The organism is Neobacillus sedimentimangrovi (assembly GCF_010614825.1).
GTDB lineage: Bacteria > Bacillota > Bacilli > Bacillales > Cytobacillaceae > Neobacillus > Neobacillus thermocopriae.
This window is the reverse complement of record NZ_JAAFZF010000017.1, coordinates 1-16,097: the sequence shown is the minus strand read 5'-3', so window position 1 is coordinate 16,097 and position 16,097 is coordinate 1. Positions and strand designations below refer to the sequence as shown.

The 16,097-nt window shown below is 36.4% G+C and carries 15 protein-coding genes, 1 tRNA gene and 1 pseudogene; 8 read left to right on the top strand and 9 right to left on the bottom strand.

The window, feature by feature from the left end; all coding sequences use genetic code 11:
* Positions 1-84: 84 nt before the first annotated feature.
* Together putP and plsY are read right to left on the bottom strand one after the other, a co-directional pair.
* Positions 85-1,563: a sodium/proline symporter PutP gene (gene putP / locus GZA11_RS07895; RefSeq protein ID WP_163183410.1), complete on the bottom strand. Its 1,479-nt coding sequence runs from the start codon at positions 1,561-1,563 to the stop codon at positions 85-87.
* 228 nt (positions 1,564-1,791) lie between these two features.
* On the bottom strand, positions 1,792-2,418 hold the full coding sequence (plsY, locus tag GZA11_RS07890; protein WP_163183409.1) for a glycerol-3-phosphate 1-O-acyltransferase PlsY: 627 nt from the start codon (positions 2,416-2,418) through the stop codon (positions 1,792-1,794).
* 345 nt (positions 2,419-2,763) lie between these two features.
* On the opposite strand from plsY, the gene GZA11_RS07885 reads away from it, so the two are divergent.
* Both GZA11_RS07885 and GZA11_RS07880 read left to right on the top strand, forming a co-directional pair.
* The gene (locus tag GZA11_RS07885; RefSeq protein WP_038538915.1) at positions 2,764-3,705 is read left to right on the top strand and encodes a diacylglycerol kinase; all 942 of its coding nucleotides are present in this window, start codon (positions 2,764-2,766) and stop codon (positions 3,703-3,705) included.
* Positions 3,706-4,018: 313 nt separating this feature from the next.
* Positions 4,019-5,482, top strand: a complete 1,464-nt coding sequence (locus GZA11_RS07880) for a nicotinate phosphoribosyltransferase (protein WP_038538917.1) — start codon at positions 4,019-4,021, stop codon at positions 5,480-5,482.
* Between the two features lie 198 nt (positions 5,483-5,680).
* Here GZA11_RS07880 and GZA11_RS07875 read toward each other — a convergent pair whose 3' ends face one another.
* On the bottom strand, positions 5,681-6,001 hold the full coding sequence (locus GZA11_RS07875; RefSeq protein WP_038538919.1) for a hypothetical protein: 321 nt from the start codon (positions 5,999-6,001) through the stop codon (positions 5,681-5,683).
* Positions 6,002-6,163: 162 nt separating this feature from the next.
* On the opposite strand from GZA11_RS07875, the gene rlmD reads away from it, so the two are divergent.
* Both rlmD and GZA11_RS07865 read left to right on the top strand, forming a co-directional pair.
* Complete coding sequence (gene rlmD / locus GZA11_RS07870; RefSeq protein ID WP_163183408.1) at positions 6,164-7,534, top strand: 23S rRNA (uracil(1939)-C(5))-methyltransferase RlmD; 1,371 nt, start codon at positions 6,164-6,166, stop codon at positions 7,532-7,534.
* A 137-nt stretch (positions 7,535-7,671) separates the two neighbouring features.
* A complete protein-coding gene (locus GZA11_RS07865) occupies positions 7,672-8,625 on the top strand; it encodes a TnsD family Tn7-like transposition protein (protein WP_163183407.1) in 954 nt (317 codons plus the stop codon).
* A gap of 332 nt (positions 8,626-8,957) precedes the next feature.
* On the opposite strand, the gene GZA11_RS07860 is transcribed toward GZA11_RS07865, so the two are convergent.
* The 5 genes and pseudogenes from GZA11_RS07860 to GZA11_RS07845 all read right to left on the bottom strand — a co-directional run bounded on the left by GZA11_RS07860 (position 8,958) and on the right by GZA11_RS07845 (position 11,466).
* Positions 8,958-9,449, bottom strand: coding sequence for a DUF7878 domain-containing protein (locus GZA11_RS07860; protein ID WP_038538929.1), 492 nt, complete (start codon positions 9,447-9,449; stop codon positions 8,958-8,960).
* Positions 9,425-10,093: pseudogene (locus GZA11_RS07855) on the bottom strand (SAR2788 family putative toxin); the annotation flags it as partial. The pseudogene GZA11_RS07855 and the gene GZA11_RS07860, both read right to left, overlap by 25 nt.
* A gap of 186 nt (positions 10,094-10,279) precedes the next feature.
* On the bottom strand, positions 10,280-10,861 hold the full coding sequence (locus GZA11_RS07850; RefSeq protein WP_163183405.1) for a hypothetical protein: 582 nt from the start codon (positions 10,859-10,861) through the stop codon (positions 10,280-10,282).
* Between the two features lie 23 nt (positions 10,862-10,884).
* Positions 10,885-11,100 (bottom strand): hypothetical protein, encoded by a 216-nt coding sequence (locus GZA11_RS16470; protein ID WP_038538933.1) that lies wholly within the window; start codon positions 11,098-11,100, stop codon positions 10,885-10,887.
* 120 nt (positions 11,101-11,220) lie between these two features.
* Positions 11,221-11,466 (bottom strand): hypothetical protein, encoded by a 246-nt coding sequence (locus tag GZA11_RS07845; protein ID WP_038538935.1) that lies wholly within the window; start codon positions 11,464-11,466, stop codon positions 11,221-11,223.
* Positions 11,467-11,768: 302 nt separating this feature from the next.
* On the opposite strand from GZA11_RS07845, the gene GZA11_RS07840 reads away from it, so the two are divergent.
* A tRNA-Thr gene (locus GZA11_RS07840) sits at positions 11,769-11,841 on the top strand.
* A 316-nt stretch (positions 11,842-12,157) separates the two neighbouring features.
* Positions 12,158-13,099, top strand: coding sequence for a heme o synthase (cyoE, locus tag GZA11_RS07835; protein WP_163183404.1), 942 nt, complete (start codon positions 12,158-12,160; stop codon positions 13,097-13,099).
* A 144-nt stretch (positions 13,100-13,243) separates the two neighbouring features.
* On the opposite strand, the gene GZA11_RS07830 is transcribed toward cyoE, so the two are convergent.
* The gene (locus GZA11_RS07830; RefSeq protein WP_163183403.1) at positions 13,244-13,855 is read right to left on the bottom strand and encodes a TetR/AcrR family transcriptional regulator; all 612 of its coding nucleotides are present in this window, start codon (positions 13,853-13,855) and stop codon (positions 13,244-13,246) included.
* A gap of 212 nt (positions 13,856-14,067) precedes the next feature.
* On the opposite strand from GZA11_RS07830, the gene GZA11_RS07825 reads away from it, so the two are divergent.
* Complete coding sequence (locus tag GZA11_RS07825; RefSeq protein WP_163183402.1) at positions 14,068-14,793, top strand: ABC transporter ATP-binding protein; 726 nt, start codon at positions 14,068-14,070, stop codon at positions 14,791-14,793.
* Entirely contained in the window at positions 14,790-15,818 is a 1,029-nt protein-coding gene (locus GZA11_RS07820) for an ABC transporter permease (protein WP_163183401.1), read from the top strand. Before GZA11_RS07825 ends, GZA11_RS07820 begins: the two co-directional genes overlap by 4 nt.
* The last annotated feature ends 279 nt before the right edge of the window (positions 15,819-16,097 follow it).

Genomic DNA, 16,097 nt, shown 5'->3' with positions numbered 1-16,097 from the left:
AACGAGAAGTCTATATTGAATCGCCTCCAGCTTCCATTTGGACCGCTATTGGTATTAGGCGCTGACTAGGTCGCTTGTACTTTTTTATCCTTGTTTTAACAAGCGGACACTTTCATCAAAATCTTTTTCAATCTCTTCGTTTTTCTTATAAGTAGCTAAGCTGACAATGTATGAAACGATAAGGTTAAGGGCAAATCCTGGAACGATTTCATAAAGAGTTTCGCCAAGGCCAACATTTTTCCAAACAATAACTGTAATGGCTCCGACAATCATTCCAAAAAGTGCGCCCCAGTTTGTCATCTTTCTCCAGAATAAGCTTAGAATGATAACCGGGCCGAATGCTGCACCAAAGCCTGCCCATGCATAGGCTACAAGATCTAAGATCGTACTATTTGGATCTAATGCAAGCAGGGAGGCTACAACAGCAACAGTTAGGACCGCCATTCTCCCTAAGAAAACAAGATGTTTGTCTGAAGCATTTTTGTTCATGACAACTTTGTATAAATCCTCAACTAACGCACTAGAGGTTACAATTAGCTGTGAGGAAATTGTACTCATGATTGCTGCGAGAATCGCAGCTAAAGCAAATCCAGCGAAAAGTGGATGGAATAGAATTTGGCTTAATTCAATAAAGACAGCCTCTGGATTCTCCAAAACAACTTGTGGATTTTGCTTGAAATAAGCGATACCGATAAATCCAGTTAAAATAGTACCAATTAAAGAGAAAATCATCCAGCCCATACCGATGCGGCGAGCGCTTTTTGTTTCTTTAACTGTTGTAATCGCCATAAAGCGAACAATAATATGTGGCTGACCAAAATAGCCAAGGCCCCAAGCCATTGCCGAAATAATACCCAAAACCGTTGTCCCTTTAAAGAAGTCAAGCAGCGTTGGGTCAACCGCACGAATCGTATCAAACGTTTCAGCTGGACCGCCTATAGCAAAAATTCCAAGTGCAGGAACGAGAAGAAGGGCTATCAACATCATTAATCCTTGGATAAAGTCGGTATAACTTACCGCCAAGAATCCGCCAAATAAGGTGTAGGCAATTGTAACGCCTCCAACGATTAATAGCCCTGTAAGGTAGCTTGTACCAAAGGAGCTCTCAAAAAAGACGGCTCCGGAAACAATTCCCGATGAAACATAGAATGTAAAGAAAATAAGGATAACAATTCCTGATACAATTCGAAGAAGTTTTGTTTGGTCTTTAAATCGGTTTTCAAGATAGCTTGGAATTGTAATCGAATCATTGGCAACCTGGGTATAAGTGCGCAAACGCGGAGCAACTAATAACCAGTTTAAATATGCACCAATCGTTAATCCAATGGCAATCCAGGCATCTGCTAAACCGGTTACATAAATACCGCCAGGTAATCCCATTAGTAACCAGCCGCTCATATCAGCAGCCCCAGCACTTAAAGCGGTTACAGCAGGTCCCAAAGAACGACCGCCAAGCATATAGTCAGTCAAGTTGCTTGTTTTTCTATATGCATACCAACCAATTAAAAGCATACCTACTAAATAGATTCCAATTGAAATTAGCTGTAAAGTTTCGTTAGACATAATGTTCCCCCTTTGTTCTTTTTTGAAAATATTTAGAATAATAATTTTGGTGCATAAATATTCTAACAAATATGATAATCTTTTTTCTACTGGCAATTTATTGTTTTTTTTAAATAGAATAAAATCTTCGCGATATAATAAATAATGTGAAATCAAGGTATTTTTTTGCACTGCCATTATAATAGCCAAAAAAAATGGCCCAAGGCAATATTTGCCCAGGGTCATTTTTTACATCTTTATTCCGCCATTCTTAGGTGGTATACGATCATTGATTAAATTTTTATCATTGATTTTTGGCTCTACACCAAGGATGAAATTTCGGATATTGGAGCGATGGAGAAAAATTAATAAGAAAAAGAATAAAAGAAAGACTATCTCAAATTCTAGTTTTTCCGAAAAGAAATCATAAATGACCATACTAAGACCAACGGAAATAGAACCGAAAAAGACGTACTTCGTCAAGTAAATAACGAGGAAAAATGAGACGTAAGCAATGATGAATAAAGGAATGTTTGCCACTAAAAGAGCTCCTGCTGTTGTAGCAATGGCCTTGCCACCTCTAAAACGTGCAAAAATAGGAAAGCAGTGGCCGATAACTGCCGCCAGTCCAAAATACAATGGTTCGGCATCTAATTGAAAATAGAGAGGAAGAAACGCTGCTAATGCCCCTTTTCCTAGGTCGACCAAAAGGACGAAGATCGCGGATTTCTTCCCAAAAACTCTTAAGGTATTGGTCGCCCCTGGATTTTTGCTGCCGTGATCCCGGATATCGACTCCAAAAATAAGCTTGCCAACTAGTAATGCAGTTGGAAAGCTTCCAATCAAATAAGAAGCAATAAGCAGCAGCCAGAACATTAGCATCCGTCCTTTAATAATGATTTTCTTCTATTCTATCATAAGTAAGTAGCTGCAAGTTGGAAATCTCTGTATGCTCCATGTTAGATTAGAAGAGGGAGAGCAAAAAACATCTTGGATGAAAAACTTGGAATTGAACAAAATATTTAATATAGTGAAAAAAGCAAACAGGTATTGGTAGCGGTGGTAGGTACCGCGCTAATTTTTTGCAAAAAACGTAAACAGTTGTATTATAATATAGGGATGTTCTCCGAAAAATATGTCTCTCTATTTGTAACGTATTATTTGAGTTGGTAGAATATAGAAGAAATATGGATATTAGATATTGATAATAGGATGATGATGATGAAAAGAGCAAGATTGATTTACAATCCTACCTCTGGGCGTGAATTAATTCGGCGCCACCTTCCAGATATTTTGGAAAAATTAGAGAAGGCTGGATATGAGGCATCTTGTCATGCAACAACGGGCGCTGGTGATGCGACGTTAGCTGCACGGATTGCTGTGGAACGGAAGTACGATGTCGTCATTGCTGCTGGTGGGGATGGAACGATTAATGAAGTTGTAAATGGCCTCGCTGAGCAGGAATATCGTCCAAAACTTGGAATTATTCCGGCAGGAACAACTAATGACTTTGCTCGTGCTCTGCAAATACCAAGGGATATAAATGCTGCTGTGGATATCATTACAAGAGGAGAATTAATTCCTGTTGATATTGGTCGCATCAATGATAAATATTTTATTAATATTGCCGGCGGTGGCAGAATTACGGAGCTTACATATGAAGTGCCTAGCAAGTTAAAAACAATGCTTGGTCAGTTGGCTTATTATTTAAAAGGGATGGAAATGCTTCCTTCCATTAAAGCATCAGATCTTCGTATCGAATATGATGGAAAGTTGTTCGAAGGGGAAGCTATGATGTTCCTTGTTGGTCTGACCAATTCCATTGGTGGATTTGAAAAATTGGCGCCAGACGCGTCGATTAATGATGGTTTATTCTCCTTGTTGATTTTAAAGAAAGTAAATCTAGCTGAGTTTATTAGGATTGCCACTTTAGCTGTACGAGGGGAACATGTCAATGATCCTAATGTGATTTATACAAAAGCCAACAGGATAAAAGTCCATTCCGTGGAAAAAGTGCAGTTAAATTTAGATGGTGAATTTGGCGGTCTGCTTCCGGCAGAGTTTGAGAACTTGTATCGTCACTTAGAAGTATTTGTGTCGTTGGATGATATCCGTCCAAATGATCGTCCGACGGATTGGGAACCTGGAAAAAGATACAGTTAAGTTTAAAAGTTCGCTTCTTTAAAAGGAGCGAATTTTTTTTTAAGAAAAGAAAGTTATTCGGTTTCAGCACAAGTGCCTTAGCGGTGAGTAGTCATTTCTTTCCCTACGCATCAAATTGCCATCGTCTCTTTGTTTTTCCTTTATCTGAGTTGGAGAAACCCATGCCATCCGTCTCTAATCAGGGTGTTTTCGCTTTCTCCTCTATAAAGGAATAAAATAGGGCATTTCGTTAAAAAGTGGTTAAAGGGTAGGTTTTAATGATTATTTGGGGTATAATGGGGGAAAGCTGTATTAGTGCCGATGGAGGATAATGATGAAACACATATATCAAGATGATAGTTTTACTCTGCATACAGATCTTTACCAGATTAATATGACAGAGACATATTGGAGAGATGGCATCCATAATAAACGGGCGGTGTTTGAATTATTTTTTCGGAAGCTGCCGTTTGGTAATGGTTATGCTGTATTTGCCGGTTTGGAAAAAGTCATCCAATTCATTCAAAACTTTCGGTTCACTGAGGAAGATATAAAATATTTGAAAAATGAAGTCGGATATGAGGACGATTTTTTAAATTATCTTAGAGATTTGCGCTTTACAGGAAACATCCGTGCGATGAAAGAAGGCGAGATTGTTTTCGCCAATGAACCTATATTGCGTGTCGATGCTCCTTTAGCTGAAGCACAACTGATTGAGACTGCTTTGCTTAACATTGTGAATTATCAAACATTAATAGCCACGAAAGCAGCTCGCATTAAGCATGTGGTTGGGGATGAAGTGGCCATGGAATTTGGGACAAGACGGGCCCAAGAAATGGATGCAGCTATTTGGGGAACACGTGCGGCGTATCTCGCAGGTTTTGAAGCGACTAGTAATGTAAGAGCAGGCAAAATTTTTGGGATTCCAGTCGCTGGTACTCATGCCCATGCAATGGTTCAAGCCTATAAAGATGAATACGAAGCTTTTCGCAAATATGCAGAAACTCATAAAGACTGTGTTTTCCTCGTAGATACATATGATACACTCCGTCTAGGGGTTCCTAACGCCATTAAAGTAGCGAAAGAGATGGGAGACAATATTAATTTTGTTGGCATCCGGCTAGATAGTGGTGACTTAGCTTACTTATCCAAAGAGGCACGAAAAATGTTGGATGAGGCTGGTTTTAAGGAGGCAAAAATATTTGCTTCCAGTGATTTAGATGAATATACCATAATTAACCTGAAGGCCCAAGGTGCCAAAATTGATAGCTGGGGTATCGGAACGAAACTGATTACGGCTTATGACCAAGCTGCCTTAGGGGCTGTTTACAAAATAGTTGCCATTGAAAATGAAAAAGGTGAGTTAGAGGATACGATTAAAATTTCCTCTAATCCGGAAAAAGTAACGACTCCTGGGTTAAAGAAAGTTTATCGGATCATTAATAATAAAAACCACCATGCAGAGGGAGATTATATTGCGTTAGAGGATGAAATCCTTCCTGAAAAACGCTTAAGAATGTTCCACCCTACCCATACTTACTTAAATAAAATAGTAACAAACTTTACTGCCAAAGAGCTCCATGTTGATATTTTTAATAATGGAAAACTGGTATATGAGATTCCTACTTTGGAAGAGTCTCGGAATTATTTGAAGGAAAATTTGGATGCCCTTTGGGACGAATATAAACGGACGATGAATCCGGAATTTTATCCTGTTGACCTTAGTCAAAAATGTTGGGATAACAAGATGAAAAATATTGAAGAAGTGAAAGAGAAAGTTTCAGCAATGAAAGAATAAGCTTTTAAAAGAGCGCAAAGCATTTGGCTTTGCGCTCTTGTTCGTAGATTAAGGTTATTTTTGCTTAAAATAATCCATGAATGCTTGGAAAATCTCAATCCCTTGATAGGTAAGAATACTCGCCGCTGAAAGTGAAAAAAAGGCAATCATTAAATAGCGAATCCACATTATTGATTTCCTCCCTTACAATTTTTTGTTTTATTTTTGGAGAGGAAAGATCACATAATTGGATTGATGAAAAACCGGGATAAGAAAAGAATCATTTCGGATGAAACAAACAGCAAAGTAACCAAGTATAATCCCTGCCTCTAAAAAGTTAAGAGGTAGTACACGAAGGAATGTCAAAATGAAGGGCTGTTTCTTTTCATCGTCAGGCTGCTCTTTCCACACCCAGTCGCCTATAAGGATGACGGCTTTGCTTTCAAAATGCTGGTGTTTTGGTGCCTTTGTATTGTGTAAGAAAGTAAAGGCTAAGAAGGCAAGGAGTAAGGCGATGGAGAAGCTTTTAGTCATCTTCATCTTGATTCACTCCTTTCCAACTGATTGTATTTATCATATACATTATATTTATATTTGAAAAGAAAAATGATCTGACAAATTTTTTAGAAGTAAGGTGTTTTCGCAATCATTACCGCTTTATGATACAATCTTGCTAGCAAAATGGAGTAAAGGAAGAAGTGTATGAGCAGAACATTGCCGGTAAATAAAAATGATTATATAGATGTCGAATTTACGGATTTAACCCATGATGGGATGGGGGTAGCAAAGTATGAGGGGTATCCAATCTTCGTGTCGAACGGGTTGCCTAGCGAAAAAGCGAAGGTAAAGGTGATTAAGACAGGAAAGAGTTATGGGGTTGGTCGATTGATCGAGCTATATGAAAGAAGTCCATATCGTGTTGATATCCCCTGCGATGAAAAGCATAAATACGGAGGCTGTCAACTTGAGCACCTCAATTATGAAGGACAGCTTAAGTACAAAGAAAACCAAGTACGTCAGGTGCTTAGTCGAATTGGGAAGCTGGAAGATGTGGTCATTCATCCCATTTTAGGAATGGAAGAGCCATTGTATTACCGAAACAAAGCACAGGTTCCTGTGGGTGAGAAAGACGGAAAATTGATTGCTGGATTTTTTAAACCTAGAAGTCATGAAATTGTTGATACGGATGAAAGTGTCATTCAGCTGCCGGAAGTGAATGAAGCCATTCAGGTGGTTAAGGAGATTTGCAGACAGCTTGGTATTCCTGCTTACAATGAAGTGGCGCATAAAGGTGTACTTCGTCATATCATGGCTAGGTATGGGAAACAAACGGGTGAGTTGATGGTAGTTCTAATCACAAGAACGGAGGATATTCCAAATAAAAACAGGCTAGTAAAGGAAATAGTTGCTCGTTTGCCGAAGGTGAAATCGATTGTACATAATGTGAATGCAAAGCGGACCAATGTGATTTTAGGAGAAAAGACGAAGGTGTTGTGGGGCAATGATGTCATCTATGACTATATTGGAGATGTGAAATTTGCGATCTCTGCTTTGTCTTTTTATCAAGTAAATCCAGTGCAGACAAAGGTGCTTTATGAAAAGGCCCTTGAGTATGCGGATTTAAGCGGAGAGGAGAACGTGATTGATGCCTATTGCGGTATTGGAACTATTTCCTTATTTTTAGCACAAAAGGCGCGAAAAGTTTTTGGGGTAGAAGTCGTAAAAGAAGCAATTGAAGATGCAAGGAAAAATGCCGCATTAAATGGTATGACAAACGTGGAGTTTGCTGTTGGTGAAGCTGAAGTTGTCATTCCAAAATGGTATAAAGAAGGAAACACAGCTGATGTTTTAGTTGTGGATCCTCCACGCAAAGGCTGTGATGCATCGTTACTGCAGACCATTATTGATATGAAACCGAAAAAGGTAGTGTATGTTAGCTGCAACCCGGCTACATTGGCCCGGGATTTAAGAATTTTGGAAGATGGTGGTTACAAAACCATTGAAGTCCAGCCAGTGGACATGTTTCCGATGACAACGCACGTGGAGTGCGTTTCGCAGATAGTTTTAAAATGAAAAAATGAGGCAAGAGAGGACGACTTACGATTTTTATTAAAAAAAGGTCAAGAAGAAGGGAAAACACCGTACGATGTTCTTCTTGATAATGAGTTCATTGATAATATGTCGTTTTGGATTAATCAGGGGGGTGTGAGATGATAAACTTTCTCCCGCAAATTTATGAGAATGAATTGCTATATTCTGTCATTGCACGTTATCAAAGGATGACTGGAATAGTTAGTAAAAGGGCTTTAGTGGAGGATTTGTTTGGGAGGATCATTAAATATTATTCATCATTGTTTCCACAATACATTCAATCCTTTGTTGATTTGTATATACTAGAAATTCAAGAACAGTTTTTGGAACATTTTCCAGAGCAATATTTGAAAATGATGCAAAGTACAATTGATCCTGAGAAACCTTCAAATTGGCTTCGACTGTTTGTAAGGAACAATGGGAAAAACAGAAGTCCTTTGAGACATTTGCTTTTTATGCAATTTCTTGGAGTTGAGGTGGATGAACTCTTTTTAAGTGATGATATTAAGGGGAAGGTTCATGTTTTTAACGAACACTCTCCTAGTTTCGATATTGAATCACGGAGATTAGAATGGTTGCAACTTATTAAGGAGAATCCTGATGCAAATAGAAGTCAATTAAAGGAAAAGGGAAAAGGATTGCATACATGGATTTACAGACATGATGGGGAATGGTATGAAAAGGTCACACCTAGAATGCAAAAGAGGAAAAAATCTGAAACAATAGATTGGAAACAGAGGGATAAGGAATGTTTAAAGATGGCTAGGAATGCTGTTAATGCTATTTTGAATAGAAATGGAAAACCAATCAGAGTTTGTCCTTCTAATATAAGAAGAGTACTTGGGGTTGGATCTTGGTTTAATAATGAAAAGTTAATATACACAAACCGTTATATGCAGGATACAAAAGAGGACATTGATAGTTTCAGTATACGAAAAATTAAATGGGCTATTGAAGAGATGATAGCAAATGGAGAAGAATTAGCACCGTATAAAGTCCAATTGTATGCTGGATTTGGTGGGGGAAATAAAGAGGTAAGAAAGTTGATTATTAAGGTTTTTGAAGACTTTTGAATATTAATGGAATATGCTACCACTTTATTGGTAGCTCTTTTTTATTTTACCTTTTCTATGGTACGTTAATTTCTTAATAAACAAATATTGAAGAATTGGAAAAGGTATAAGGGGACAATGCGACAAAGTTGGTTAAAGGAAGAAATTTTAACTTTAAAAAACTTGTTGAAACCTATTCGGATGATGAAAATCTAAAAAATGCAGAAACATAATATAATAAACAGGTAGTGGAAGTGAATGAGGTAAGCGGTGGAGGAGCGTTAATTTATGTTATGTAGGAGATTAATATAATAGAAAGAGAGACTTTTTTCTACAAGTCTCTCTTTTTAATGCTATAAATCTTCCTGAAAAGGGCCATTCATCGAGGGGATATGTTTTATAAATTTTTTTAAGTTAATTCCAAAATAATTTTCTATATCCCGCTTTAAGTTCGCCTCTAATTGAATAAATTCCCTTGCTATATAGTCTAACTCAAAAACATTATATAAATCTTGTTCTGCCCAAATCGACTTCACTCTTGCCTTATTGGAAAATGGAATTAAAGACAGAATAGCACCATCTTCATAATCTGCATATTCAATAGTATAATAATGGAATTCTGGTATTTTATCCTCTGTAATTTTCTCTTTCCATTTGTACAATGCTTTATAGAATTCTAAAATAGCAAGTTCTGTTTCAAAGTATAATTCATTATTGATTTTTATTGTAAGTGTAGCTTCTACAGCTAATATGGTAGGAACATCACTTTTATCTCTATTCGAAATAATTCCTTTATCACTTACAAATTTGTATTCAAAAGTTATTTTACTGGAAATGCTGCCCATATTTTACCATCATATCCTATCACTATTCTTATTTTTGTTTCACCTTTTGTTCCAACTTTTTTTCCTAAGTTGACATCCAATCTAAATGATAACTTATCACTATCATTTATATCAAAACTAGAAACTTTCGCTTTTTGTAATGCTTCTTTAACCCATCCTCTAGCAGTAGATTGGCTACTTGTGTTAAATTTAGCATAATTTCTTTTATCACCTTTTAAGTGCTTATTCTTTACTGTGAATTTAGCAACGTTTTTAATTGCATTACTCAATGCGTATTTTCCAAAGGCACTAATCAATGCTTTCTTTCCATACTTTGTAATAGCCCATTTCGCACCTTGTTTTATTATTAAACCAAGAACTGGAATAGCTGAAGCCTGGGCATCAATAGTATTGATTTCAAAAAGCTCACCAGAGTTTCTATCAATTAAGTATGCTATGAAATCTTCACCTTCGATTTCTGTGAAAAACATGTCGTATGTTGTTTTTGTCACTTCTCCAGTTTCGGATATTTGTTCTTCGGTAACATACATTTCACCGGTATCAATATTAATGTAAAGTTCGGATTCAAATGACAAATCTCCTGTTTCTAACTCAGAGTTTACAGTCATCTCTTGTTTAGAGGATTCTTCAACTACCATTTCAAAGGAGTCATTGTTAACTTTGACAAGGAGCCTCTACGGGCATGCTTTCCCAGCCAGGAAACCAGATGATGAAAACATCTGGCTTGCCAAACAGGCTAGCATACCCGCCTCTCCTAGTAAAGTTGCTGGTATGGGATCTCTTACGCTTGTTAGCAGTATACCCAGATTAGGTAGTTAGTCTACTTGACCTTAATTTTTTTGTCCAGTTAAGTGTAGCCGATTCAGTTTTTTAATCCAATAAGGTCGTGTAGGGCCCATCATTTCTGGATATAAATACATATAGTAAAGATTCGTATTTGTATTACTTACTTGAATAAGGCCTTCGTAATTACTAGGAATAATAAAATATTCATATCCTTTATCTTGATCATAGTAGTCGCTTTTTTCAAAAAAAGATAAGTATAAATTTTGATAATCGTTTTTAGCAGCCTCTGAAAATAACTCTTTTTGTCTAATCTTTTCCAAATCAACATTTTTTAGTTTGATGGTATTGTTTTTACCTTCCGATATTATAATATTATATTTACCTTGTTTTACTAAGAAATCATTTTTCCAGTTAATATAAACACCGTTATTTTTTTCTTCTACATGTAGTGCTGCTGAATGGAGTGGGAGAGAATAATAGATTATTCCTACTCCTACGCATAAAATTAAGGCCAATATACTTAATGTATAGAACAAAGCCTTTTTTGTTTTAACACTGAAAAATAGGAACACGATGAATAAAATGATGGAAACAATTCCTATGATAAATACATAATCTCTATTCATAATACCTCCAAAAAGAGTGAACTTTAATGATGGTGATTGTGTTTGGCTGATTCTTTTTCTAATTCTTTTACGGCTTCTGTTCCCACTGGTAAAACGACCGTCTCCTGTATATGCTCTTTTTCATTTACTAAACAATGAATAGTCACATTCCAAATTCCTTCTTCCAATTTGCCTTTAAATTGATGTGTTCCATTTGTATTTTCTATATTTTTGGTGAAATGGATATCTTTTTCTAACAAATCAAATTGTAAACTTACTTGTGAGTTTTGAATGACCTTGTTTTGATTATTAATCTAATGAAAAAAACTGAGCCCAAAAAAGTCGATTTTAAGTACTTTTTGGGTCAGTCATTTTTGGGGTTACATATTACTCATTGCTAATAAAATTAATGTAAAGATACCTACACTAAGAAACGCACCGGCAAAAGACATGATACGTGCTATGCACTTAAATAATTCACTTTTAAGAATAACTAACATGATCATTGAAACCAAGAATATTATTAAACCTAATAGTACTCCACTTGATACAGGAACTGTTAATAAAGAAAAGTAAAGATACCCAATTATTATAGCGACAAATAATCCAATGAATAAATTTTTCATGTAAACATCTCCACATGAACAAAATTTATTTTTTATTTCCAATATTTTCTTGTGTTGTTAATTGTAACATTTCAAATTTCACAATGAAATATTTTTTTCAATTTGAGACGTATGCCTTATTTCGATTGTTAACAGGTTTGCTGCTTTAGTTCTTTTAGTTGAATTAGAGTAGTGACCCTGATACTAGACCTTGGTGGGTTGGAGGTGACTGTAATAAACTTGAATAATTACTGAAATAGACATGAAACAGAAATGGAATTTTATGAAAAATTGTGCTATAATACCTATGTTCGTTCATACTTGCTGGTGTAGCACAGCTGGTAGTGCACTTCACTCGTAATGAAGGGGTCGCAGGTTCGAATCCTGTCACCAGCATTAAAACAGAGGCAACATTCCCTTAAACCTGAAGGGGTTGTTGCCTATTTTAATGATTGTAGTCAACCTACTGATAAGATTTAAAGGCAGCTGTTGATGATCAGTATGTAAGTAAGGAAAGTAATACTTTTGTCCTATCAAATGTCGGGGGGATGTCTCGGCTTTATTTCTTCTGTTGGCTTACAGTGAACATCCACCTTATTCCTTTTTATTGGGAATTTTTCTATAGGGGTTTTCTTTGGAAAGTATGTTAATATTAAGTTGAGTTAGTTTGTTCTTTTAGTTTGATTTTAACCATCTTTAAGGGGGGGTCTGAATGAATCAAAGTGGGGTGCCTTCCGTGCAGAACAGTGGAAAAGTAGCGATATCTCATACTAGTAGTCGAGCTAGTATGATATTTGATATAAAAGCACTATTGAAGGGAAAAGTGTTAGTGGCGAATGTCCTACCGGTTTTTGCTGGGTTTTGGCTAGCCCTCTATTTTACGGGTTCATCCTTTTCTGACAACTGGGGCATTTTCTGGCTGACGATGATCGGGAGCACCATGATTATAGCAGGGGCTCTTGTGATCAATAACTGGTATGATGTGGATATTGATACTGTTATGGATCGAACTAAGCATCGGCCGACAGTAACAGGGAATTTTTCCTTAAAAGCGGTGCTGTGGACAGGGATTATCCTTACAGTGCTAGGGTTTATTTTAATGTTCTTTACAAGATTCGAAGCTGTCATTTATTCATTTATCGGATGGTTAACCTATGTTGTTCTCTATACAATGTGGTCTAAACGACGATATACACTTAACACGGTCATTGGCAGTATTTCAGGTGCCGTTACGCCAATGATTGGTTGGACAGCGATCGATTCCGGTTTTCATATCGTTCCGATTATCATGTTTCTCATTTTATTTATTTTTCAAATGCCACATACGTTTGCCGTAGCCATGAAGAAATGTGAAGAATATCGAGCAGCTAAAGTTGCCATGCTTCCAGTGGTACATGGTTTTGATATGACTAAACGTCAAATGGTTGTTTATATCGCTTGCCTGCTACCATTGCCATTTTATCTTGGTTCTCTCGGAACTACTTTTGTTGTCATTGCAACCATCATGAACATAGGCTGGCTGGTAGTGAGCATCTACGGACTCTTTACGAAAAATGATTTAAAATGGGCACATGTCATGTTCCTTTATTCTGTGAACTATATCACTTTATTATTTTTACTGATGATCGTTGTAACATTACCAGTATTTCAGTAATAAATGGTTTCAGTTTTTATAAGTCGGATCAACAACGATAAAAGCAGTGGATTTCTCAACCGAAATCACACTGCTTTTTGTTTATAATCGAACAAAGACCAAATTTGGGACCATTTTGCATAATTTAGTACTGCCCCTAATCTATTAACGTTTTAAGCCTGCAGCATAGAAAGGACCATTAGCAGTCATGGTGTATAAAATATGAGCCATCTCTTGAGGAGATTCATTTTTATCACTATTCAACCATTGTTGTATAACGCCTAAATGTGCAGACGAAATATAGGAAATGAGGTATTCGATAGGAACTAAGAGATTTTCTTGCTGAATGAATTTGTTGTTTTCAAATAATGTTTTCCACATGAATTCTTTCATCTTTGTATGGAACGATAAATCTCCTTTTGGTCCTAATATAGCTTTCATAAATTTTCTATTTCGGTCTATATGTTCAAAAATGGAGATAGCAAGGGTAACAGGAATCGTTGCCGAAGGATTCGTTTTCTTTTCATTCATGGTTTTCGAAAAGTTTTCTATGATCATATCAGCTAACTCTTGTAAAAACTCATCCTCACATTTGTTAACTAAATCATACTTGTCCTGGTAATAAACATAAAAAGTTCCTCGGTTAATTTTCGCTTTCGTAGTAATCTCTTTTACAGTAAGGGCATCTAAACCTTTTTCTTCAATTAATTCCACCAATGCATTTCTAATCGCTTCTTTTGTACGTATGACACGTATATCCATATTTCCATTACGCATTATTGTTCCCCCAAACATTATTCAACACATTTGAAGATGGTGTTGGTTATCCGACACAATCAGCATTTTTGATTATTGTAATGATATATTACGGTTTATTATAATGAATAAAAAGTATAAAAACAACACGTTGTCCGTTTTTGAGGGAGAGTAGATTCATATATAAATTATTATGAGTTGTTATTACTCTAAATTAGAGGGGGAAGAATCCGGTGGATATTAAAATTTCAAATGTTAGCAAAAGCTTTGAAAAAAAGGAAGTTATTAAAGATATCACATTTACGATTCCTTCCGGAGAAATATGCTGTTTGCTTGGACCTTCCGGTTCGGGTAAAACAACATTGATTCGTCTAATGATAGGAGCTATTGCAGCAGATACAGGAAACATTCAACTTAACAATATTCAAATGCCTAATTTGAAAATATTAAAAAAGATCGGATATATGCCACAGAATGATGCTTTGTATGATGATTTATCGGCAGAATCCAATTTGCGGTTTTTTGGAGGACTTTATCATTTAGGTAAAAGTAAATTAGATCAGCGCATTGAAGAAGTTCTTGAATTAGTAGATTTAACAGAGCATAGAAAGAAATTGGTAAGGAATTTTTCTGGTGGGATGAAAAAACGACTTTCTTTAGCCGCTTCCATTTTACATCAACCAGATGTTTTATTTTTGGATGAACCGACAGTAGGCATCGACCCAGTGTTGCGTCGTACCATTTGGGATCAGTTTCAGGAAATTAAAAAATCTGGAACGACGATTATTGTTTCCACACATGTTATGGATGAAGTAACAGAGTGTGATAAAGCGGCTCTCATTTATAATGGTTCTTTGATTGAATACGATAGTGTTGAAAAATTACTAAAAAAAACCAATACAGGTCGAGTGGAAGAACTATTCTTAATGGCTTCGAGTAGAGGCGGTGGTGTAAATTGATCCATTTAGCCAAGCGTGTAATCCTTCAAACTTTAAATGATAAACGAAGTGTTATGATGATTTTCATTGCACCACTATTTGCTTTAACTTTAATTTACTTTTTGCTTGGTGATTCAGACTATACAGCGACAGTTGGAATCAATGAAAATACCATGCCAGCCCCTCTTGTTACAGAGTTGAAAGCACAAGATTTGAAGGTAATAGAGGTACCGAATGATGATTTCCAACATCCAAAGCAATATTTAAAGGATCATCTTGACGTGGATGCCGTCTTTACCATTTCAGAGAATGCCAGTGTAAATATTATCATGTATGAACCATCTAAAAAAAGTGCAAAAGCAATATCTGAAATACAAAAAGCTTTATCTTCCCTAAACCCGTCAGCAAAGATAAATATGTCGTATGTATATGGTGCACAAGACAATTCAACGTTTGATTCCCTTGGATATGTGTTTCTAGGTTTATTCGCGTTTTTACTGGTATTTATTATTTCAGGTATGGCCCTTGTTAGGGAACGAAGTGGTGGTACGTTAGAAAGATTAATGATGACTCCTATCAAACGAGGCGAGGTTATTCTTGGGTATACGTTAGGATATGGAGTATTTGCTATTATACAAGCCATACTGATTGTTTTCTATTCGTTTTATGTGCTGAAATTAGATTCCATTGGAAATAAAGGTTGGATTGTAGTTGCCATGGTATTATTAGCTATTACTGCCGTTTCGTTTGGTGCGATGATTTCTGTGTTCTCTACTTCAGAGTTACAAGTAGTACAACTAATACCATTTACGATTATTCCACAAGTATTCTTTTCGGGATTGATTCCATTAGATTTGATTCCATACCATCTAGGGAATTTGTGTTACCTCATGCCAGTTTATTATGGTGTAGAAGCTATTAAGAGTGTAATGGTTTACGGTGGAGGATTCCTTCAAATATGGGGTTATCTTCTTGGGTTGATTGGATACACATTCATCCTTTATATATTGAACACACTAGCATTGAAAAAATTTAGGAAACTTTAATCGTGTTTTAATTAAAACAGCGACAAGTATCATCCAACTTGCCGCTGTTTTTTTGTGTGCGCCCGGCATGGGTGTAATCTATAGGGTGAAAGTCCCGAGCTGCGAAGGCAGAAGTAGCAGTTAGCTTAACGCAAGGGTGTCCGTGGTGATGCGGAATCTGAAGGAAGCGAGCGGCAAACTTCCGATCTGAGGAACACGAACTTCATATGAGGCTAGGTATCACTGGGTGAGTTTGCACAACAAAACAAAGCCCTTTCTGCCGAAGGTGATACAGAGTAA

Excerpts from the sequence above, each read along its gene's own strand:
- putP (WP_163183410.1), bottom strand. The coding sequence starts at position 1,563 with ATGTCTAACGAAACTTTACAGCTAATTTCAATTGGAATCTATTTAGTA.
- plsY (WP_163183409.1), bottom strand. The coding sequence starts at position 2,418 with ATGTTCTGGCTGCTGCTTATTGCTTCTTATTTGATTGGAAGCTTTCCA.
- GZA11_RS07885 (WP_038538915.1), top strand. The coding sequence starts at position 2,764 with ATGAAAAGAGCAAGATTGATTTACAATCCTACCTCTGGGCGTGAATTA.
- GZA11_RS07880 (WP_038538917.1), top strand. The coding sequence starts at position 4,019 with ATGAAACACATATATCAAGATGATAGTTTTACTCTGCATACAGATCTT.
- GZA11_RS07875 (WP_038538919.1), bottom strand. The coding sequence starts at position 6,001 with ATGAAGATGACTAAAAGCTTCTCCATCGCCTTACTCCTTGCCTTCTTA.
- rlmD (WP_163183408.1), top strand. The coding sequence starts at position 6,164 with ATGAGCAGAACATTGCCGGTAAATAAAAATGATTATATAGATGTCGAA.
- GZA11_RS07865 (WP_163183407.1), top strand. The coding sequence starts at position 7,672 with ATGATAAACTTTCTCCCGCAAATTTATGAGAATGAATTGCTATATTCT.
- GZA11_RS07860 (WP_038538929.1), bottom strand. The coding sequence starts at position 9,449 with ATGGGCAGCATTTCCAGTAAAATAACTTTTGAATACAAATTTGTAAGT.
- GZA11_RS07850 (WP_163183405.1), bottom strand. The coding sequence starts at position 10,861 with ATGAATAGAGATTATGTATTTATCATAGGAATTGTTTCCATCATTTTA.
- GZA11_RS07845 (WP_038538935.1), bottom strand. The coding sequence starts at position 11,466 with ATGAAAAATTTATTCATTGGATTATTTGTCGCTATAATAATTGGGTAT.
- cyoE (WP_163183404.1), top strand. The coding sequence starts at position 12,158 with ATGAATCAAAGTGGGGTGCCTTCCGTGCAGAACAGTGGAAAAGTAGCG.
- GZA11_RS07830 (WP_163183403.1), bottom strand. The coding sequence starts at position 13,855 with ATGCGTAATGGAAATATGGATATACGTGTCATACGTACAAAAGAAGCG.